The organism is Lichenifustis flavocetrariae (assembly GCF_026130545.1).
Taxonomy (GTDB): Bacteria; Pseudomonadota; Alphaproteobacteria; order Rhizobiales; family Beijerinckiaceae; genus Lichenihabitans; species Lichenihabitans flavocetrariae.
Genome location: NZ_JAMOIM010000032.1, coordinates 1 through 20,301, shown reverse-complemented (window position 1 = coordinate 20,301; position 20,301 = coordinate 1). Strand labels below are relative to the sequence as shown.

General features: G+C 63.2%; 13 protein-coding genes. 10 read left to right on the top strand and 3 right to left on the bottom strand.

Annotation, left to right across the window (positions count from 1 at the left end; translation table 11 throughout):
- Positions 1–60: 60 nt before the first annotated feature.
- Positions 61–918, bottom strand: a complete 858-nt coding sequence (locus M8523_RS27750) for a slipin family protein (RefSeq protein WP_282588129.1) — start codon at positions 916–918, stop codon at positions 61–63.
- A 509-nt stretch (positions 919–1,427) separates the two neighbouring features.
- Between M8523_RS27750 and M8523_RS27745 the strand changes: the two genes are divergently transcribed.
- Positions 1,428–5,861 (top strand): chemotaxis protein CheB, encoded by a 4,434-nt coding sequence (locus tag M8523_RS27745; RefSeq protein ID WP_282588128.1) that lies wholly within the window; start codon positions 1,428–1,430, stop codon positions 5,859–5,861.
- A gap of 182 nt (positions 5,862–6,043) precedes the next feature.
- Here M8523_RS27745 and M8523_RS27740 read toward each other — a convergent pair whose 3' ends face one another.
- Both M8523_RS27740 and gnd read right to left on the bottom strand, forming a co-directional pair.
- On the bottom strand, positions 6,044–6,970 hold the full coding sequence (locus M8523_RS27740; RefSeq protein ID WP_282588127.1) for a LysR family transcriptional regulator: 927 nt from the start codon (positions 6,968–6,970) through the stop codon (positions 6,044–6,046).
- Positions 6,971–7,072: 102 nt separating this feature from the next.
- The gene (gene gnd, locus M8523_RS27735; RefSeq protein WP_282588156.1) at positions 7,073–8,098 is read right to left on the bottom strand and encodes a phosphogluconate dehydrogenase (NAD(+)-dependent, decarboxylating); all 1,026 of its coding nucleotides are present in this window, start codon (positions 8,096–8,098) and stop codon (positions 7,073–7,075) included.
- Positions 8,099–8,455: 357 nt separating this feature from the next.
- On the opposite strand from gnd, the gene M8523_RS27730 reads away from it, so the two are divergent.
- From M8523_RS27730 to M8523_RS27690, 9 genes are all read left to right on the top strand, one after another.
- Positions 8,456–9,949 (top strand): NAD(P)H-hydrate dehydratase, encoded by a 1,494-nt coding sequence (locus M8523_RS27730; protein ID WP_282588126.1) that lies wholly within the window; start codon positions 8,456–8,458, stop codon positions 9,947–9,949.
- Between the two features lie 63 nt (positions 9,950–10,012).
- A complete protein-coding gene (locus M8523_RS27725; RefSeq protein WP_282588125.1) occupies positions 10,013–10,996 on the top strand; it encodes a zinc-dependent alcohol dehydrogenase family protein in 984 nt (327 codons plus the stop codon).
- A 781-nt stretch (positions 10,997–11,777) separates the two neighbouring features.
- Positions 11,778–12,428, top strand: a complete 651-nt coding sequence (locus M8523_RS27720) for a BON domain-containing protein (protein WP_282588124.1) — start codon at positions 11,778–11,780, stop codon at positions 12,426–12,428.
- Positions 12,429–12,451: 23 nt separating this feature from the next.
- Positions 12,452–14,086: an oleate hydratase gene (locus M8523_RS27715; protein WP_282588123.1), complete on the top strand. Its 1,635-nt coding sequence runs from the start codon at positions 12,452–12,454 to the stop codon at positions 14,084–14,086.
- 73 nt (positions 14,087–14,159) lie between these two features.
- Positions 14,160–15,551: a cytochrome ubiquinol oxidase subunit I gene (locus M8523_RS27710; RefSeq protein ID WP_282588122.1), complete on the top strand. Its 1,392-nt coding sequence runs from the start codon at positions 14,160–14,162 to the stop codon at positions 15,549–15,551.
- Positions 15,548–16,561, top strand: coding sequence for a cytochrome d ubiquinol oxidase subunit II (gene cydB, locus M8523_RS27705; RefSeq protein WP_282588121.1), 1,014 nt, complete (start codon positions 15,548–15,550; stop codon positions 16,559–16,561). Before M8523_RS27710 ends, cydB begins: the two co-directional genes overlap by 4 nt.
- 72 nt (positions 16,562–16,633) lie before the next feature.
- Positions 16,634–17,776, top strand: coding sequence for an ABC transporter permease (locus tag M8523_RS27700; protein ID WP_282588120.1), 1,143 nt, complete (start codon positions 16,634–16,636; stop codon positions 17,774–17,776).
- 3 nt (positions 17,777–17,779) lie between these two features.
- Positions 17,780–18,568, top strand: a complete 789-nt coding sequence (locus tag M8523_RS27695) for an ABC transporter ATP-binding protein (RefSeq protein ID WP_282588119.1) — start codon at positions 17,780–17,782, stop codon at positions 18,566–18,568.
- Entirely contained in the window at positions 18,568–19,692 is a 1,125-nt protein-coding gene (locus M8523_RS27690; protein WP_282588118.1) for an ABC-type transport auxiliary lipoprotein family protein, read from the top strand. The genes M8523_RS27695 and M8523_RS27690 overlap by 1 nt, the downstream gene beginning before the upstream one ends.
- Positions 19,693–20,301 lie beyond the last annotated feature (609 nt).

Below are 20,301 nucleotides of genomic sequence, written 5' to 3'. Positions count from 1 at the left end.
GTCGAACTGGGTCGCTCGATGCTTTCGGCTTCCGGCGCTCCGACCGCCAGGAGATTGCCTCTACTTGGTGTGGTTCGCGCTGCCGTTCGTCAGGACAAGCCCGGCGTTGGGGCTGATCGGGGTCGTCAGGCCCCCATTCGCGCCGGAGGGTTTTGCGACCTTGTCGACGATGTCGAGGAACGGCTTGATGATGTCGATCGGCATTGGAAATACGACGGTCGAGTTCTGTTCGGCGCCGATCTCCGTCAGGGTCTGCAGGTAGCGCAACTGCATGGCAGCCGGAATGCTCGACAAGATCTTGGCGGCATTGACGAGGGTCTGCGACGCCTGGAATTCGGCTTCCGCGTGAATGACCTTGGCGCGCCGGTCGCGCTCGGCCTCGGCCTGCTTGGCGATGGCCCGCACCATATTGTCGGTGAGTTCGACCGTTCTAATTTCGACATTGCTGACTTTGATGCCCCAGGCTTCCGTCTGCGTATCGAGGATACTTTGCACGTCCGTGCTCAGCTTCTTGCGTTCGGACAGCATCTCGTCGAGCTCGTGCTGACCGAGCACCGCCCGCAACGTCGTCTGGGCCAGCATCGTCGTCGCCGACAAATAGCGTTGAACCTGGATGATCGCCCGTTCGGGATTGATCACATTGAAGTACAGCACCGCATCGACCTTCATCGACACGTTGTCGTGGGAGATCACATCCTGGCTTGGAATTTCGACGACCTGGATGCGCAGATCGACGCGGACCATTTCCTGGACGAAGGGGATCAGCAGGACGAGGCCCGGCCCTTTGACGCGCTGGAATTTGCCGAGGGTAAACACGACCGCCCGCTCATATTGCCGGAGAATCCTGATGCTCATGCCGAGCAAGATCAAAGCGACAACGACCAGGGTGGGTAAGAGGTAATATGAGAGGGTAATCATTGAATTCGTCCGCGGAAGGGAAAGAGTTGCTCGTCGTAAGTGCTGAAGTTCGACGAGCAGATCGGTCTGGCACCTTCAAGGTCTGCCGTTGCAGATTGGGAGGCGCTCATAAACGGTTCCTGATTTGTAGAGCACGCCGAAAGGCCGAGGCGGTAGGGTCGGAAATTACCTATGCGTCCCACGGCGTGGAGATCAGGTGGCAAGCGATTTCCGTCGCAATCGGCCACCCGTCGGGTCTGGTGGTGCGCCATGCGGGGAACCGGTTGAGCAATCCGTCACGAGATCATGCTCTTGCCAGCTTAGGACACGATCCCGCATCGTCGCTTTGTCGCTGTTGAAGACGATAACCGACCGGCAGACTTGAGAAGAGTTTATTCTGAACGTCTATTGCACGATCAGGACTCCTCTATGCTTTGATATTATTTGAAAAGCCGGACGGCGCGATGGATCGCGACGAGCCCGCTGGCCTATGCTACGCTGAAGCTGCGCGTCGAACGAAAGCCTCCATCATGTCAGAGAAGCGTGCTCTGCGCGGCGAAGCGGACGGAACTCAGTCGAACCCGCGGTCAATCTTGGCGCGCGGGCCGCCGACCCCATCATCCGGCGACTTCCCGATCGTCGGTGTCGGGGCTTCCGCGGGCGGGCTCGATGCCTGCACCAAGCTGATCGAAGCCATGCCGGCCAAAAGCGGCATGGCCTTCATCCTTGTCCAGCATCTCGAGCCAAACCACGCCAGCATGATGGTGGATCTGCTGGCCACCCATACGTCGATGGTCGTGCAAGAGGCGGCCGACGGGGTGCGGCTCGAATCCGACCACCTCTATGTCATTCCGCCTGGGCAATATCTCTCTGTGCGCCTGGGCACTCTGCACCTCGCCAAGCCACGGACCCAACGCGGCCCGCGCCTGCCCTTCGACGTGCTTCTGCATTCGCTGGCGGAGGACTGCGGTCAACGCACGGTCTGCGTGATCCTGTCGGGGACCGGGAGCGACGGCAGCCTGGGGCTTGCCACCATCAAGGAGAAAGGCGGGCTCATCATCGCTCAAGACCCGCGCGAAGCCGGCTATGACGGCATGCCGCAGAGCGCCATCGCGACGGGCGCCGTCGATCTCGTGCTTCCGGTCGCCAAGATCGCCGCAGCTCTTCTCTCGCATAGCCGACAAAGCGAGATGCATGAGCCGACGCAGACGGCGCCGACGCCGCCTTCGACCAATCGGCTGCCGGAGATCGTCGAACTCCTGCGAACGCGGACCTCGCATGATTTCACATCCTACAAGACGGGAACGCTACAGCGGCGGATTGAGCGTCGCATGGCCATGGCCTCGATCGAGACACTCGACATGGGCCGCTATCTGGAGCGACTGCGCGTCGATCCTGACGAGGTCGAGCTGCTAGCCAAGGATCTCCTGATCAACGTCACGAGCTTCTTCCGCGACCCGGCGGTCTTCGCCAAACTGGCGAAGGACGTGGTCCCCGACATGCTCCGCACCCACCCGCCGGACCAACTCCTTCGCATCTGGATCGCCGGGTGCAGCACGGGCGAGGAGGCCTATTCGCTCGCCATGCTGTTTCGGGAAGCGATCACGGCCGCGAAGCGGGAGATCAAGCTGCAGATCTTCGCGTCCGATGTCGACCCTGATGCCGTCGCTCTGGCGCGCGAAGGGCTCTATCCCGAGACCATCGAGGCGGATGTCTCGCGACGCCGACTGACCCGCTTCTTCGCCAAGGAGGACGGTCACTATCGGGTGCTTCCAGACCTCCGCGCCCTCGTGGTGTTCACGGTCCAGGATCTCCTGTCCGATCCGCCTTTCTCGCGGCTCGATGTCGTCTCCTGCCGAAACCTGATGATTTATCTCGGTCCTGAAGCGCAGGCGAATGTGGTTGCGCTCCTCCATTTCGCGCTTCGCCCAGGCGGCATCCTGCTGCTCGGCAGCGCCGAGACGGTCGGCAGGGCTGAGGGGCGGTTCGAGGTGATCGCGAAGACGGAACGCCTCTATCGGCGCGTCGGCCGCAACCGGATGGGGGAGTTCGCCTTTCTGCGGGGGGCAGGCGACGGGGTGAAATCGATTGCCCGCGTCGAAGCGCCGGCAGTGCCATCCCGCCAGAGCGTCCTTGCGCAACTCTGTCGGACGACCGTGCTGGATGCGCATGCGCCGGCAACTGTGCTGTTGAACCGTCGGCACGAGTGTCTGTTTTCGCTCGGACCGATCGATCGATTCCTGCAGGTGGCCCTGGGTCAGCCAAGTCAGGATCTTCTCGTCATGGCGCGCCCAGACGTGCGGACCAAGCTCCGGTCGGCCCTCCAGAGGGCCGCGCGCGAGAATGGCAGGGTCGTCCTGGCAGGCGGTCGGCTCAAGCAGGACGGCCAGACGACATCGTTCAGCATCGACGTCCAGCCCCTCATCAGCGAGGGCGAAGATCTCCTGCTTGTCTGCTTCGTCGATACGCCGCGCCATGGGCACGACGACGGCCATCCCGTGGCTGCGAGCGGGTCGCCGCGCATCGCCGATCTCGAACGCGAACTCGATGCCGCACGACAGGAGCTCCAGGATGTGACCCGGAGTCTCGACGCCTCCGCCGAAGAGCAGAAGGCGATCAACGAGGAAGCCTCCTCGGTGCGTGAAGAATATCAGTCGACCAACGAGGAACTGCTCGCCTCCAAGGAGGAGTTGCAGGCGCTCATCGAGGAGCTGACGGCTCTGAACAGCCAGCTTCAGGAGACCCTGGAGCGGCAGCGCACGACGTCGAACGATCTCCAGAACGTGCTCTACAGCACGGATGTCGCGACGCTCTTCCTCGACACCGAGCTGAGCATCCGCTTCTTCACGCCGGCCACCAAGTCGCTGTTCAGTATCATCCCCAGTGACGTCGGCCGGCCCCTCACGGACCTTCATGCTTTGGCCATGGACGGCGCCCTTGTGGCCGACGCGCATGCGGTGCTGCGGGATGGCTCGACCCTCGAGCGCGAAATCGAGGGGCAGCAAGGGTTATGGTTTGTACGTCGGATTCTGCCTTACCACACCTCGGACAGAGGAGTGGAAGGGGTGGTGATCACCTTCACCGACATCACCGAGCGAAAGCGCGTGGCCAAGTCGCTGGAGGCCTCGCAGCAGCAGGCCGAGACGGCCAATATCGCGAAATCCCGGTTTCTCGCGGCTGCCAGTCACGATCTTCGTCAACCACTGCAGGCGCTCAAGCTGATCCGCGGGGTTCTGGCCAAACGGATTTTGGAGCGGCGCACCGAGCAGGCCTTGGAACTCGTCGCCAAGCTCGATGACACGGCGTCCTCAATGTCGACGATGCTGAACACGATGCTCGACATCAACCAACTCGAGGCCGGCACGGTCGACACGGCGGTCACGGCCTTTGCCATGAACGATCTCCTCGACCGGTTGCGGGCGGAGTTCAGCTGGCACGCCGGCGAGCAGGATCTCGGGTTTCACGTGGTCCCGTGCAGCCTCGCGGTCGAAACCGACCCGCATCTGCTTGAGCAGATGATCCGCAACCTGTTGTCAAACGCTCTGAAATACACGAAGCGCGGCAAAGTCCTGATCGGATGCCGACGCCATGGGGCGACGCTCTCCATCGAGATCTGGGACACCGGCATCGGGATCCCCCAAGATGAGCTGCAGGCCATCTTCGACGAATATCACCAGATCGACAACAAGGCGCGGGAACGTCATCTGGGGCTCGGGCTCGGGCTTTCCATCGTGCAGCGTCTCGGAAGCATGCTCGGTCATCCGGTACGCGTCCGCTCCACGACCGGCAAGGGATCGGCCTTCATGATCGAAGTCCGAATCGTGCCTAACGGAACGGCCAGGCCGGCGTCCGCTCCGCCGCCCCGTCGGCGCGAGGAGGCTGCCGATGGTGTCCGCAAGACAATGATCCTGGTTATCGAAGATGATCCGACAGTCCGGGACGCCCTAGCCCTGTTCCTCAAGGACGATGGTTACCAGGTGACGACAGCGTCCGACGTCCCCATGGCGCTTGAACTCGTGGCCCGGGGCGAGATCCATCCAGATCTCCTTCTCGCCGACTACAATCTTCCGAACGGGCCTAACGGGCTCGAAGCCGGTCTCAAGCTTGGCGAAGTCCTCAAGCGCGAGATCCCGGTCATCGTTTTGACCGGGGATATATCGACGCAAACCCTGCGGGACATCTCCCTCAGCAAATGCGTCCTGCTCACAAAGCCGGTGAAATTAGAGGCCTTGATGGAAGCCGTACGGCGTCTGCTGCCTCATGGTCCATTGGTCTCGCTTCCACGCCCGCAAGTAACCTCCGCGCCTGCGAACGGTGCTGCGCCTCCAACCATCTTCGTCGTCGACGACGACAAGACGGTGAGCGATGCCGTGCAAATCGTCCTTGAGGAGGCCGGCCATCGCGTTAAGGCATTCGCCTCATGCGAGGCGTTTCTCGAAGCCTACCATCCCGGACACGGCACGTGCCTCCTCATCGATGCCTACCTGCCCGGCATGGACGGGTTTGAACTCCTGCGGCGGCTGAGGGCCGAGAGACATCGCCTCCCGGCCATCATGATCACCGGGCGCAGCGACGTGCCCATGGCGGTCAGGGCCATGAAGGCGGGCGCGTCGGACTTCATCGAGAAGCCGGTCGGGCGCGACGAGCTGCTTGCCGCCGTCAACCGCGCCCTCGACCAATCACGCGATCAGAGCAAGCTGTTCGCCTGGCGGGAAAAGGCCGCCCGCCAAGTGGCCGACCTCACGCCGCGCCAGCACCAGATCATGGATCTCGTTCTCGGGGGCCAGCCCAGCAAGAACATCGCTGCGGACCTTGGCATCAGTCAACGCACCGTCGAAAACCACCGGGCGTCGATCATGAAGCGAACGGGTTCGAAGTCTATGCCAGCCCTCGCGCGCCTGGCCCTGGCGGCGGCGGCGGACGATGCGGAGGAGCCACCTTTCGAGCCGATTGCTGCCGAGTAGCGCGCCGATCGGGGCCACCCACCGTTTTTCGCATTTTACGTAAGTCCCATTCGCATGCCGAGCAGCGAATGGGGCGAACTGTTCACACGTTGGTCGACCCTGCCTCCGCCCCGAGAAGGCCGCGCGGCCCTTCTATCATGCAGAATCTGGCAGCCCTTCTATCGACATCGGATAACGCGCCGTCATGCTGCCGACGCGCATTGGGGTCGGTCTTGTGCGGGATCGAGTTCGTCGCCGCGTTGGCGGACCCATTTTGTGATGTGATCGAGGGCGACCCGGATGCGAGGGGTATCGCGATTGTCCTTGTGCACGACCTGCCAAATGCCGGTGCTCGGGACCGGAACCGGCGGTGACTTGAGCCGAACGAGCCCAACGTCGGCGTCCGCGCAGAAGCGAACGAGGCAGGCCAAGCCTCCGCCCTGTTTTGCGGCCGCCAGTGCTGCGGCGTGGCTGGTGGTCTGCATGGCAATGCGTGCCCGGGGCGCAAGCTCTGCCAGCCAGTCCGTCTGGGTCGCGTCCTGCATGCCTTCGAGCTGGGTGATCAGGCGGTGGCCGGGACAGCCCGCATCGTAATCGCATTCGCCGTGCCGTTCGAAGTAGCCGGGGCTGGCGTAGAGCCCGAAGGCGAGTGTCCCGATGCGGCGGACAACCAGATCGTGCTGGAGGGGCGGTCGGAGCCGGATGGAAATGTCGGCCTCACGCATTGCGAGACTTAGTTCCTTCGGGTTGGGGATCAATTCGATCAGGATGTCGGGTTGTGTTTCGTACAGTGTCCCGAGGCAGGGCGCGACGAGGTTGCTGGCGATCGTCTCCGCGCAGGTGACACGGACATAGCCCGCCATGCGCAAGTCGCGTCCGACAACTTGCCGCTCCAGCGCACGGGCCTCCACCTCGACGCGTTCGGCCTGCTTGAGAACGTCGCTGCCGGCCAAGGTGGGCACGTAGCCGTTTGGAGTCCGGTTCAGGAGGCGAACGCCGAGGTTCGCCTCGAGCGACGCGAGGCGGCGGCCCACCGTTGACTGGGCCACGTGCAAGCTCTTGGCGGCTCCGGACAGGCCGCCGGTGCGGGCGATCGCGAGAAAGAAGCGGAGATCGTCCCAATCCATCATAGGCCCCTCCCAATGCAGAACGATGGCCTCCGGCGGATGGCGGTCGACCCGGTACACAGCCTCAAGGTCACGTTGTAGAGATCGCGGGTGATGAAGCGTGCCTCAATGTCGTTCATCGGTCTTTTCCAGATGGCCGCCGAACCCGAAGCGGAGTGCTGAAAGGACCCGGTCGGCGTAGTCGGCCTCGCCGCGGGAACCAAAGCGGGCGAACAGGGCGGCCGAGATCACCGGCGCCGGCACGCTCTCGTCGATGGCTGCCTGCAGGGTCCACCGGCCTTCACCAGAATCGGATACCCGCCCGGCATAGCCATCCAGCGCTGGACTTTCCCTGAGTGCCGCCGCAGCGAGGTCCAGCAGCCATGAGGAGATAACGCTGCCGCGCCGCCACATCTCGGCAACCTGCGGCAGGTCGATGTCGTATTTGTAGAGATCGGGCCGACGTAACGGCGTGGTTTCGGCATCTGTCTTCGCCGGGGCAAGAAGCCCGGCATTGGCGTGTTTGAGGATGTTCAAGCCTTCGGCGTAAGAGGCCATCATCCCGTATTCGATCCCGTTGTGGACCATCTTCACGAAATGCCCGGCGCCGGTCGGCCCACAATGGAGGAAACCCATCTCTGCATTCGACGGTTTGCCGGTCGCGCCGACGGTTCTCGATGCGGCGTCGACGCCTGGCGCCAATGCACGAAAGATCGGGTCGAGCCGCTGCACGATGTCTGTATCGCCACCGATCATGTGGCAGAAGCCACGCTCCAGGCCCCAAACGCCGCCGCTTACGCCAACGTCGACATAGTGCAAGTCCTTCGTGCGCAACTCGCCCGCGCGCCGGATGTCATCATGGTAGTAGGAATTGCCACCATCGAGCACGACGTCACCCGGCGAAAGAAGCGGCGTCAGCGTCGAGATCACCGCATCGACCGCAGCGGCCGGCACCATGAGCCACACCGCCCGCGGTCGTTCCAACAGCTTCACCAAGTCAGGAAGGTTCTTCGCACTCCTTGCGCCTTCGGCGGCAGCGGTCGCGATCTCGCTGCTGTCATGGTCATAGACGACGCAGTCGTGGCCTGCCTTGACCAAGCGGATGGCCATCTTTCCGCCCATCCGTCCAAGGCCTATCATTCCTATTTGCATCGTCATCGCCTTCCTTTTGCGGCGTGCCCAGGTTGGTGTTCTCACCCAAGAGACTGGCTGAACGCTGGCGAGGAATTCCAGCGGGTTGCGGATGAGGACGTCTGCAAGCGACGGCCGAGCCTTGCGACGAGGCTAGGACGGCTGTGACAGGTTCCACCTGGAGCCTTGACCCATGCAAGTTGCCGTTTACAGCAATCATCGGCCCCCCTGGATCCTCCTGGTAGTCTTGGTGAGAATGCCGATTTCATGTCTGTTCGGTAGGATCGGAAAATACTCAGACGGCTTCTACTGAGTAAATTCCGATCCTGTCCCGCGAGGATCGATGGTGCCCATCGTGACTCTCGCTGGCGGACGGACATGATCACCGAACTTAAGTTTGAACACAGCGAACTCTCGCTTCTGACGCCCACCCAGATGGGTGACGCCGACCGCGCAGCTGAGGCGGCCGGCGTAAGCGGCGCTGCGATGATGGAGGCGGCCGGCGGCGCTGTCGCAGTCGCGGTTGGCGAGCGCTGGCAGATGCGACCGGTTACGGTTCTGTGTGGCCCCGGCAACAATGGTGGCGATGGCTTCGTCGTTGCCCGCCATCTCAGCGCTGCGGGGTGGCCGGTGAAAGTGGCTTTGCTTGGCTCACGCGAAAAGCTATCTGGAGACGCTGCTCGGGTCGCCAGCATGTGGAAAGACGAGCTGGCGCCATTCACACCAGACAGTCTCGATGGCGCTGGGGTGATCGTCGATGCACTCTTCGGTGCTGGACTGTCTCGTGCTTTGGACGGCCAAGCGGCTATCCTCGTTGAGGCCATGAAATCGCGCCGTGTTCCCATTTGTGCTGTCGATGTCCCGAGTGGCCTCGACGGCGCCTCCGGGAGAGTGCGCGGTGCGGCGGCGCCGGCTGACCTGACGGTGACCTTTTTTCGCAAGAAGCCCGGGCACCTGCTCTATCCGGGACGAGCGCTGTGCGGCGACATCTTGGTGGCCGACATCGGCACTCCAGTGTCGGTGCTTGACGCCATCGGCCCGAACACCTGGGAGAACGGTCCCGGCCTTTGGCTGGGCGGCTATCCATGGCCAGAGCCCGAAAGCTACAAGTATAAGCGCGGCGAGGTCCTGGTCCTCGGTGGAGAGGCGATAACGGGGGCCAGTCGAATGACCGCCTTGGCCGCGTCCCGCGCCGGCGCCGGCATGGTGACGCTGGCGGCGCCAAAGGCGGTGTGGAGCATCTACGCCACGGCCTTGACCAATGTGATGGTGGACAGCTTTGAGGGAGTCTCGGGCTGGCAGGCTTTGCTGGCTGACAAGCGTCGTACGGTCATCGCAATCGGCCCGGGCGCGGGCGTCGGAACGCTGACCCGTCGTTACGTCGCCGCCGCGCTGGCAATGAAACGGGCGACAGTGCTCGATGCCGACGCGCTGACCTCTTTCGCCGAAGCGCCAGAGGATCTGTTTCGTGCGATCGATGGGCCCTGCGTGATGACCCCGCACGATGGGGAGTTCATGCGCCTGTTTCATTTCGAGGGCGACAAACTGGAGCGCGCGCGCGCAGCCGCCAGGCAAAGCGGAGCCATTGTCCTGCTCAAGGGGTCGGATACCGTCATCGCGGCACCGGACGGGCGCGCGATCATCAATTCCAATGCGCCGCCGCAGCTCGCGACCGGCGGGAGCGGTGATGTCCTGACTGGTTTTATCAGCGGGCTGCTGGCCCAGGGAATGACCGGGTTCGAGGCCGCCGCGGCTGGCGCCTGGATTCACGGCGCGGCAGCGGCGGAATTCGGGCTGGGGCTCGTCGCAGAGGATCTACAAGGGGTTCTGCCACGGGTGCTGCAAAAGCTCAGGGCGCAATTGGATGCATAGTCAGCTGACAAGCATTTCACTGTTGCCAGCGACCACTCGCCCAATCAGACCAAGGACGAAACCATGAAGGCGATGGTGCTCAACAGGCCGGGGTCCCCGCTCAAATGGACGGAATTGCCTGACCGACAGCCCGGGGACGGCGAGGTGCGGATCAAGGTCCTCGCATGCGGCGTCTGTCGCACCGACCTGCACGTTCTGGACGGTGAATTGCCCGACCCGAAGTCACCGGTCATCCCCGGCCACGAGATCGTTGGCCGTATCGATGCGATCGGACCAGGCGTTGCAGGGCTCGCCATGGGTGAGCGGGTGGGAATTCCCTGGCTCGGCCATACCTGCGGCGTCTGCCCCTATTGCGAAGCAAATAGGGAAAATCTTTGCGACGCGCCGCTGTTCACGGGCTACACACGTGACGGAGGCTTCGCGACCGCAGTCATCGCCGACGCGCGCTTTGCTTTTCCGCTCGGCGAGACCGGCAGCGACGTGTCACTGGCGCCGCTACTTTGCGCCGGCCTGATCGGCTGGCGCTCCCTGAAGATCGCCGGCGACGGTAAGCGGTTGGGACTCTACGGGTTCGGCGCCGCTGGCCACATCGTCGCCCAGGTCGCCAAGTGGCAGGGCCGGGAGGTCTTCGCCTTCACTCGGCCCGGGGATACAGGCACGCAGATCTTTGCTCGCACCCTGGGCGTCACTTGGGCAGGCGGCTCTGATGAGATGCCCCCGGAGCCGCTCGACGCGGCAATCATCTACGCAACCGTGGGTGACCTCGTTCCCCAGGCGCTGAAGGCAGTCCGCAAGGGCGGGCGCGTGGTTTGCGCCGGGATCCATATGAGCGACATCCCAAGCTTTCCGTACCAAATTCTTTGGGAAGAGCGCCAACTGCTGTCAGTTGCCAACCTTACCCGCCAGGATGGAATCGATTTCCTCGGGCTGGTTCCGAAGATCGGCATTGTCGTCAAAACGACGGTCTACCCGCTCGAACAAGCCAACAAAGCGCTTGAGGACCTGCGCGCTGGCCGGTTCGATGGCGCCGCAGTGCTCGTGCCGTGAACAACCGCAAATGTGGCGCCCCGCCTGCCCAGAGACACGAAAAGACCTAATCGCAACTCTGGCCGATCGCGGCCCAGTCAGGCGGCGCGGGTGAAGAGCTCGACGGTCGACTGGTGGCGTTCGTGATGGCGGTCAACTTTGAGGCTTTTCGTGCCGGATTGGAGACGGCGCTGTCCTATCCGGATGCCGCCAAGCGTGCCCAGGCGCCATAGGTAGTTTCCGAACCTCGACATCGTTGCGGAACCGATGTCGCACGTCGTTTAGCCAAACTGAGCCACCTCACAGTTCGGCACAGGAGCAGGGACTATAATTCACCCCGGATCCGGGCCGAGTCTACGCGGCCGCCGAGCGATGCTTGCAGAAGCTATTCGAGCGAGCTTTCCGCCATCACGACGGCACTCTCATGCTTGCCTTCTACAAGCGATTGGAGGCGCGAAAAGCAACGATCGAAGGGTGACATGCCATGACGATCACGATCCGGGTCCCGCAAGTCAACTGACTTACACCAAACAAACCAGCGCAATGCCTTCGCGAACTATGGCCTGAGTAGTTTCCGAATCTTTCTAAGCCCGTTCTGAGTCCGTAGACTAGGTTGCAAGGGGTTGGGGGACACCAAACAGCAAAAGAACGAAGAGCGTCGACGCGGCTTTTGGCATCGCCCCGGTCAATTCTAGCTTGGCGATGTTTGTACGACTACGTCCGCTTGTTCGGTCGGGCACGCCATTTCCAAATCTGACATGGTCTTGCCCGACACGATTGGCCGATGTTCAACGAGGGTGACATGATCCACGATCGTGACTTGCAGAAATCCGTTCTCGCCGAACTGAGCTGGGACCCCAGCGTGACGGCGGCGCATATCGGCGTCACCGCCGACCAGGGGGTGGTCTCGCTTTCCGGACATGTCGAAAGCTACGGCGAGAAGCACGCCGCGGAGGCTGCCACGCGCCGGGTCAAGGGCGTGAAGGCCGTGGTGGAAGAGCTCGAAGTCCGGCTGAAGTCCGACTGTCTCCTCAACGACGATGACATCGCAAGGGAAGCCATTGGCAGGCTCGCCTGGCATGTGGTGGACCCTGAATACAAGGTCGCCATCAAGGTCGAGAAAGGCTGGATGACCCTCTCAGGGCAAGTCGAGTGGCATTTTCAGAAGGAAGCCACTGAATCCGAGATCCGCCGCCTCCCGGGCGTCGTGGGCCTGGACAATCAGATCACGATCAAGCCGCGGGTCATCGTGTCGAATGTCAGCGATGACATCACCCATGCGCTGCATCGCTCCTGGTTCTTCGACCCGAAGACCATCGACGTCAGCGCCGAAGCCGGAACGATCCGGCTGAATGGGACGGTTCGATCATCTCATGAAAGAAAACTCGCCGCCCAAACCGCATGGGCCGCGCCAGGCGTCACCATGGTCGAGAACAATTTGTCGATCGTCTGAGCAGCTGTAAGGAAGGGCGCCGCATGGAAGGTTCCAGTCGAGACATGGTGGTCAACACTCCGCTCAGGCGGCGCGCCGACCCGGACGCAGCGAAGATCTACCTGGTGGGCGGCGGCATCGCATCCATGGCGGCGGCGGCCTTCATGATCCGCGACGGCGATATTCTCGGACAGTCGATCACCCTCCTCGAAGAATCGGACAAGATCGGCGGCAGTCTCGACGGCGCGGGATCGGCACGGGATGGCTATGTCCTGCGTGGCGGGCGCATGATCGAGCGCAAATATCTCTGCACCTACGATCTGTTCGCCTCGATTCCCACCCTCGACGGCTGCCGGACCGTGACGCAGGAAATCTTCACCTGGAACGAGACGATGAAGACGTCGTCGAAATCGCGGCTCGTTCGCGATAGGAAACGGCAAACGGCGCCCGACTTCGGATTGAGCGAGACCCACATCCTCACGATCGAGCGTCTCGCCTTGGAACCTGAAGCCATGCTCGACGGCACGAGCATTGCGGATCAGTTCGATCCGGCGTTCTTCAAAACCAATTTCTGGTTCATGTGGTGCACCACCTTCGCGTTTCAGCCCTGGCATAGCGCGATCGAGTTCAAGCGCTATCTCGTCCGGTTCGCCCATATGGTCTCGGGCTTCAGCCGGCTCGAGGGCATCATGCGGACGGTGTACAACCAGTACGATTCCATGATCCGCCCGCTGCAGCAATGGCTGGTCGAGCGGGGCGTGAACTTCGAACTTCGCACTCAGGTTACTAAACTCAAGTTCTGCGACGATGGCGACGCCGAGAGAGTCGAGGCCATCGTCTGCCGCCGCGGGACGCAACCCGAGGATATCGCCATCGGCCCGGACGATCTCGTTCTTGTGACGCTCGGCTCCATGACGGAGGCCTCCAGTCTCGGCGGCATGGATCAGGTTCCTGAGCTCAAGGGCAAATACGACGGCGGCGCCTGGGCGCTTTGGGAGGACATGGCCGAAGGTCGCCCTGCTTTCGGTCGTCCCTCGGTCTTCGCCGGCCACGTCGACGAGTCGAAATGGGTGTCTTTCACCACAACCCTTCATAGCGAGACGTTTCTGACGCGGGTGCGTGAGATCACCGGCAATGTGCCCGGCGAGGGCGGCCTCATCACTTTTCCCGAATCCAGTTGGCTCGCCTCGATCGTCATCCCGCATCAGCCGCATTTCATCAGTCAGCCGACCGATGTCGGCGTCTGCTGGGGCTACGGTCTCGTTGTCGATCGACCGGGAGATTTCGTCGGCAAGCCGATGTCGGACTGCACGGGCCGCGAGATCATGATGGAGATCCTCGGGCATCTGGGAATCACCGCCGAGGCGCATGAAATCATCGAGAGCTGCATTTGCATCCCCTGCATGATGCCTTTCATCACCAGCCAGTTTCTCCGGCGTGAAAAAGGTGATCGCCCGCAGATCACTCCCGAAGGCACCAAGAATTTCGCCTTCATCGGCCAGTTCTGCGAGCAAGCCGACGATGTGGTGTTCACGGTCGAATATTCGATCCGCTCGGCCCAGACGGCGACCTACGCCCTGCTCGGTCTTAATCGCGAGCCACCTCCTGTCTATCAGGGCCGCTTCGACCCGCGCGTGCTCGCCAAGGCGTTTCTAGCCTTGCACGACATTCCCGCGTGAGCGCGCTTCACTTTCGTTTCGACATCCAGGGCATGTCTGCCGCCGCGATGACCTCCGTGCGAAGGCAAAAGCCATGCATCTCGACCCGCTGATCCTGTCACGCCTGCAGTTTGTGTGGGTCATCGCCTGGCATATCCTGCTGCCCGCCTTCACGGTCGGCGTCGCCTCGTTCATCGCCGTCATGGAGGGGATGCATTTTGTCACAAAGCGGGAGATCTACCTCCAGGTCTCGGGCTTCTGGATCAAGCTCTTCTCGGTCAGTTTCGGCATGGGCGTCGTGTCCGGCATCATCATGCCGTTCCAGTTCGGCACCAATTGGAGCCGCTTCTCGGATGCGACCGCAAATGTCGTCGCACCTTTGCTGGCCTATGAGGGCTTGACTGCCTTCTTTCTCGAAGCGGCCTTCCTCGGCGTGCTGCTGTTCGGCCGGAACCTCGTGCCGCGCTGGGCGCATTTCGTCGCCGCCCTGATGGTGGCCTTCGGAACGCTGTTCTCCTCGTTCTGGATTCTCGCCGTCAACAGCTGGATGCAGACGCCGGCCGGCTACGAGGTGGTCGACGGCCGGTTCTTCCCCGCCGACTGGTGGCAGGTCATCTTCAACCCGTCCTTCCCCTATCGGCTCGCCCACACGGTTTGCGGTTTCTACATCACAACCGGCTTCGTGGTTCTCGGCGTGGCGGCCTGGCTGATCCGGCGGCGCACATTCGTGGTCGAGGGCCGGCTGATGCTGTCGACCACGCTGTGGCTGCTGCTTGCGCTGGTGCCCCTGCAGATCGTGCTCGGTGACCTGCACGGGCTCAACACGCTCGAACATCAGCCCGCGAAACTGGCCGCGATCGAGGGGCGCTACGACACCGCTTCGCCCGCTCCGCTGACGCTGTTCGGCATCCCGGACGGCAAGAATGCAGTGATGCACAACGAGGTGGCGGTCCCCTGGCTCGGCAGCTTGCTGCTCACGCATAGCCTCCGCGGCGAGATCAAAGGGCTGAAGGACTGGCCCGTCGATCAGCGGCCACCGGTCGGCCCGCCGTTCTTCGCCTTCCGCATCATGGTCGGGTGCGGCCTGTTGATGCTGGCCCTGGTGATCTGGGGCACCGTACTGCGACGGGGCGATCGGTTCGTCACCAGCGTCGCGTTTCTTCGCAGTTGTCAGGGCGCCTCGATCCTCGGTTTCGTCGCCGTCCTGGCCGGGTGGACCACGACCGAGGTCGGCCGCCAGCCCTGGACGGTCTATGGGCTGATGCGAACCGCGGATTCCGTCACGCCCTCTCTCACCGGATGGGACGTGCTCGTCACTTTCATCGGCTACATCCTGGTCTACCTCATCATCTATCCAGGCGGCCTGTGGGTCATGGCAAAGATCGTCCGGCACGGGCCTGCGGCCCTCGGCGACGCCACGATCGAGAGCGGTCGGCCGATGCAACCCGTGGCCGCGCTGCCCCTCGCCGAGGGGAGTGCGCCATGACCTTCGTCCAAAGCTTTGTGCCGATCTGGACCGTGATCCTGGCCGTCGGCGTGTTCCTCTACGTGCTGCTCGACGGCTTCGATCTCGGAGTCGGCATGCTCTACGGTCTGGCGCCCGACACGAGATCCCGCAATCTGGTGATGAGCAGCATCGCACCGGTCTGGGACGGCAACGAGACGTGGCTGATCCTCGGGGGCGTCGCCTTGCTGGCCGCTTTCCCGCTCGCCTTCGTGATCGTCATCCCGGCGGTTTATTTCCCGGTCGCCATCATGTTGCTGGCGCTGGTGTTTCGCGGCGTGGCCTTCGAGTTCCGCTATCGGGACGCGGCGCACCGAACCTTCTGGGACCACGGTTTCGCCTATGGGTCGATCGTCGCAACCTTCGCTCAAGGCGTCGTGCTGGGTGCCTTCATCCAGGGGTTCAAGATCGACGGGCGGCAATTCGTCGGCACCAGCCTGGATTGCTTCACGCCTTTCTCGATCCTCACCGGCATCGCCCTCGTCTTCGGCTACGGCCTCCTCGGGGCCGGCTGGTTGATCATGAAGCTCGAGGGCGACCTTCAGCGCGCAGCGCGGCGACATGGCCGCTGGTGCCTGATCGGCGTGCTGGCCTGTATCGCCACTGTCAGCATCTGGACGCCGCTCGCGCAGGCGCAGATCGCCGAGCGCTGGTTCTCGTGGCCGAACACCGCGCTGCTGCTGCCGATCCCGATCGTCACCGCGCTCCTGGCCTGGACGGTGTGGCGATCGCTCGACCACGCGGCATCGAGCTTTGGCCCGTTCCTGGGCACGGTCGGGTTGTTCCTGATGTCCTATCTCGGGATCGCCATCAGTCTCTGGCCGATGATCGTGCCCTACCGCTACACGCTGTGGGAGGCCGCCTCCTCGCCCAAGAGTCAGGCCTTCCTGCTGGTCGGCACGCTCATCCTGCTGCCCGTCATCCTGCTCTACACCAGCTGGTCCTACTGGGTGTTCCGCGGAAAGGTTCGGGCCGACATTGGATATCATTAATCGTTCGACAACGCTCGGCGGGTCCGGCCTGACGAAAGACAGGGCCGGAAAGCCGCAGCGGATCAATCGCCGGTGACCGTCTCAGCATCGGGGGACCATCTCCGCTGGACGGCCCTCGCCGGCGGGTCGACGTCCATTGTGGCGGAGGGATCCTGGACTGTCGCCACTGTGGCTGGCCTCGATCCGCTGGTTCAGGCCGCCAGCGATGCGTCGCGTTCGGGAGCGGTTGCGGTCGATCTTCATGCGGTGAGCACTGTCGATACCTTCGGTGCATGTCTTCTGGACCGACTGATCGCGACGGCGAGAGCGCGCGGGCAGACGGTGTCCATATCAGGGTTGCCTAAGGGCTACAGCGGCCTGTTGGCGGCCGTCGAGCGCGTCGGTCTGCGTGAGCCCGCAGCACCCCAAAATGCCGATCGTTTTGCCGCCGTCGCAGGGCTCGGCCGCGGTCTCAGCAACACGGCCCATGATGTCACGGTCTTTCTGACCATGCTCGGCGCGATCAGCGCCGCGGCGGGACGCCTGATCCGACACCCCCGACGCTTCCGCCTCACCTCGGCCGTCCATCAACTCGATCGCGTCGGGTTCCAGGCGATCCCGATCATCGCGCTGATCACGCTCCTGATCGGCGCCATCGTGGCCCAGCAGGGCATCTTCAATTTCCGCAAGTTCGGCGCCGAAAGCTATGTCGTCGACCTCGTCGGCATCCTGGTGCTCCGGGAGCTTGGCGTGCTGGTGGTCGCCATCATGGTGGCAGGTCGCTCCGGCAGCTCCTACACGGCCGAGCTCGGGTCCATGAAGATGCGCGAGGAGATCGACGCCTTGCGGACCATGGGGCTCGATCCCGTCGAGGTGCTGATCCTGCCGCGCATCATCGCGCTCGTGGTGGCGCTGCCGTGCCTCGCCTTTATCGGCGCCATGGCGGCGCTCCTGGGTGGCGGGCTGGTGGCTTGGTTCTACGGCGGCATGAATCCGGGCATTTACCTCGCACGGCTGCGGGAAGCCGTCTCGGTCACGCATCTCGAAGTGGGGCTCCTCAAGGCGCCGTTCATGGCGCTGGTGATCGGCGTCGTCGCCTGCGCTGAGGGGATGCGGGTGCAAGGCAGCGCCGAGTCGCTCGGCCTCCGCACAACAGCCTCCGTGGTCGAATCGATCTTCCTGGTGATCGTCCTCGACGGCTTGTTCGCCATGATCTTCGCCGCGATCGGAATGTAGGGGATGGACGCTCCCACGACCCCGGCCATCAGCGTCCACGATCTTGTCGTCGGCTTCGGCGACAAGATCGTCCTCGACCACCTCAGCCTCGATGTTCGCCGCGGCGAGGTGCTCGGGCTCGTCGGCGCCTCTGGGGGCGGCAAATCCGTGCTGATGCGGACCATTCTCGGGCTGTTGCCGAAGACGAGCGGACGTATCGACATTCTGGGCGCGGATCGCGATGCAATCAGCCCCGAGGCAATGCGCACCGTCGAGCGCCGCTGGGGCGTTCTATTCCAGCAAGGCGCGCTCTTCTCCGCCTTGACGGTTTGCCAGAACGTCGAATTTCCCATGCGCGAATATCTTGATCTGCCCGACCGGCTGCGGACCGAGGTCGCGCTGACCAAGCTCGGGATGGTCGGCCTCAGCCCCGATGATGCGGAGAAATACCCGGCCGAACTCTCGGGCGGCATGACCAAGCGCGTGGCTCTGGCTCGCGCGCTGGCGCTCGAACCCGACATCGTATTTTTGGACGAGCCCACCTCCGGGCTCGACCCGATCGCGGCCGGCGCGTTCGATGCCCTGATCAAGACGCTCCAGAAGACTCTCGGCCTGACCGTCTTCATGGCCACGCACGATCTCGACAGCCTGGAAGCCGTCTGCGACCGCATTGCGGCGCTGGCGGACGGCAGAATCGTCGCGCTCGGACCCATGGCCACCATGCTGGCCTGCGAACACCCCTGGGTGAAGGCCTATTTCGGCGGCAAGCGGGCGCGAGCCGGCGGTCCGCAGCCATCGCCGGAGCAACCCTGATGGAAACCAACGCGCGCTATCTCACGATCGGCACCTTCGCGCTTGCCGTCATCGTGGCGGTCTTCGGCTTCGTGCTCTGGCTCAATCGCACGAACGGTTTCGGGGTGCAGGACACGTATCAGGTGCGGTTCGGTGGATCGGTGTCCGGGCTGCAGCCCGGCGCGGCTGTGCTGTTCGACGGCATGCGGGTCGGCGCGGTGTCACGCGTCTCGCTCGACCCCCAGGATCCCCGGCACGTGCTGGCGACCATTGCGGTCGCAACAGGCACGCCTGTGCGGCAGGACACGGTGGCCGGTATCGAGAGCCAGGGTCTGATGGGAACGGCAGCCGTGTCGCTCCAGGGCGGAAGCCCGTCGGCGCTGCCGCTGGTCCGTCAAGGCGCGGAGCTCGGCACCCTCGTCGCCGACCCCGCAGCCGGCCGCAGCCTTACCGACATGGCGCGCGACACCCTGAAACAGGTTGACACAATCCTCGGCGACAATGCCGATGCCATCAAATCCACGATGGACAGCTTGAAGACTTTTACGGGGGCGCTCGCCCGCAACGCTGGCAAGGTCGACGGCTTGGTGGCGGGCCTCGAGCGCATGACCGGAGGCGGTCCCGCCAAGGTGCTGCCGCCGCTCTACGATCTCAGCGCGCCGAAACTGTCAGGCTTGGCGGCCGCAAAGCCGCCGGGCCAAATTTTCGTCGTCAATCCAACCGCCGTCGTCGCCTTGCAAACGCAACGGCTCCTCATCCGCTCTCCCGACGGTCAGCTCGCCACGGTCGGCGAGATGCAGTGGAGCGACGCGCTCCCGACCCTGATTCAGGCCAAGATCCTGCAAAGTTTTGACGATGCAGGGTTGGCCGCGACCCTGACCGCGCCGGCCACGTTCGGGAAGGATGATCGCCAGCTGCAGATCGACCTACGGGCGTTCAATCTTACACCCAAACCGGACGGAATGGCGGAGGTCGCCTTTTCGGCCAAGCTTCTGTCCGCCGATGGGCGCGTCCTGAGTACAAAGCTCTTCGAAGCCAAGGTGCCCTGTCCGTCCGAAGACGCCGCCACCTCGGTCGAGGCGCTCGATACCGCATTCGGGACGACCGTCGGCGAGCTGGCCTTGTGGATTTCAGCTGGATCCTGAGCTCGACTTTGCGCATTTTGAAGACCGTCGCTGAGTCGATTCCGACGGCTTTCGACTCCCCAAGAGGTAACCTCATCTGGGAGTGACGGCGATGATCGGCCCTGCTTGTGATCCGATCAGCGGACTGGCTGGTTCCCTTTCAGGTACTGTTCTGTTCACGCATCCGACATGACGGCGCGTCCGCGTTCTGGTCGAGGGCGCAATTTTGACGCCCCATCGGCGCATCATCAGTATAGCACTCCGCGCCACCGGCAAAAGTACCGATGCGGTTTCGCCCTCTACCATGCCGTGCTGAACCGGTGCCACTGGTCCGCCTTGGCGGCCGCCCGCATCCTGTTCCTGACGCTGGTCGGTCGGTTCGCGGCTTCTGGACCCTTGGTAATCGGCCTTGACGACACCAATGAGCGTCGATGCGGTGCCGAGATCAAGGCCTGCGGCATCTACCGGGACTCCGCAGGGTCGAGGCACGGGCACTTTGTCAAGGCCAGCGGACGCTCATGATGCTCTCCCGTCGATCGGTTGCGAACTGCTGCAGGGGTTACGCATGAAAGACGCCTGTGAGGATTTGCTCCATGTATTGGTTGTTCCACGCTGCCATTTTCCGTCTTC

Coding starts and splice junctions, on each gene's coding strand:
- M8523_RS27750 (WP_282588129.1), bottom strand. CDS start 918: ATGATTACCCTCTCATATTACCTCTTACCCACCCTGGTCGTTGTCGCT.
- M8523_RS27745 (WP_282588128.1), top strand. CDS start 1,428: ATGTCAGAGAAGCGTGCTCTGCGCGGCGAAGCGGACGGAACTCAGTCG.
- M8523_RS27740 (WP_282588127.1), bottom strand. CDS start 6,970: ATGATGGATTGGGACGATCTCCGCTTCTTTCTCGCGATCGCCCGCACC.
- gnd (WP_282588156.1), bottom strand. CDS start 8,098: ATGCAAATAGGAATGATAGGCCTTGGACGGATGGGCGGAAAGATGGCC.
- M8523_RS27730 (WP_282588126.1), top strand. CDS start 8,456: ATGATCACCGAACTTAAGTTTGAACACAGCGAACTCTCGCTTCTGACG.
- M8523_RS27725 (WP_282588125.1), top strand. CDS start 10,013: ATGAAGGCGATGGTGCTCAACAGGCCGGGGTCCCCGCTCAAATGGACG.
- M8523_RS27720 (WP_282588124.1), top strand. CDS start 11,778: ATGATCCACGATCGTGACTTGCAGAAATCCGTTCTCGCCGAACTGAGC.
- M8523_RS27715 (WP_282588123.1), top strand. CDS start 12,452: ATGGAAGGTTCCAGTCGAGACATGGTGGTCAACACTCCGCTCAGGCGG.
- M8523_RS27710 (WP_282588122.1), top strand. CDS start 14,160: ATGCATCTCGACCCGCTGATCCTGTCACGCCTGCAGTTTGTGTGGGTC.
- cydB (WP_282588121.1), top strand. CDS start 15,548: ATGACCTTCGTCCAAAGCTTTGTGCCGATCTGGACCGTGATCCTGGCC.
- M8523_RS27695 (WP_282588119.1), top strand. CDS start 17,780: ATGGACGCTCCCACGACCCCGGCCATCAGCGTCCACGATCTTGTCGTC.
- M8523_RS27690 (WP_282588118.1), top strand. CDS start 18,568: ATGGAAACCAACGCGCGCTATCTCACGATCGGCACCTTCGCGCTTGCC.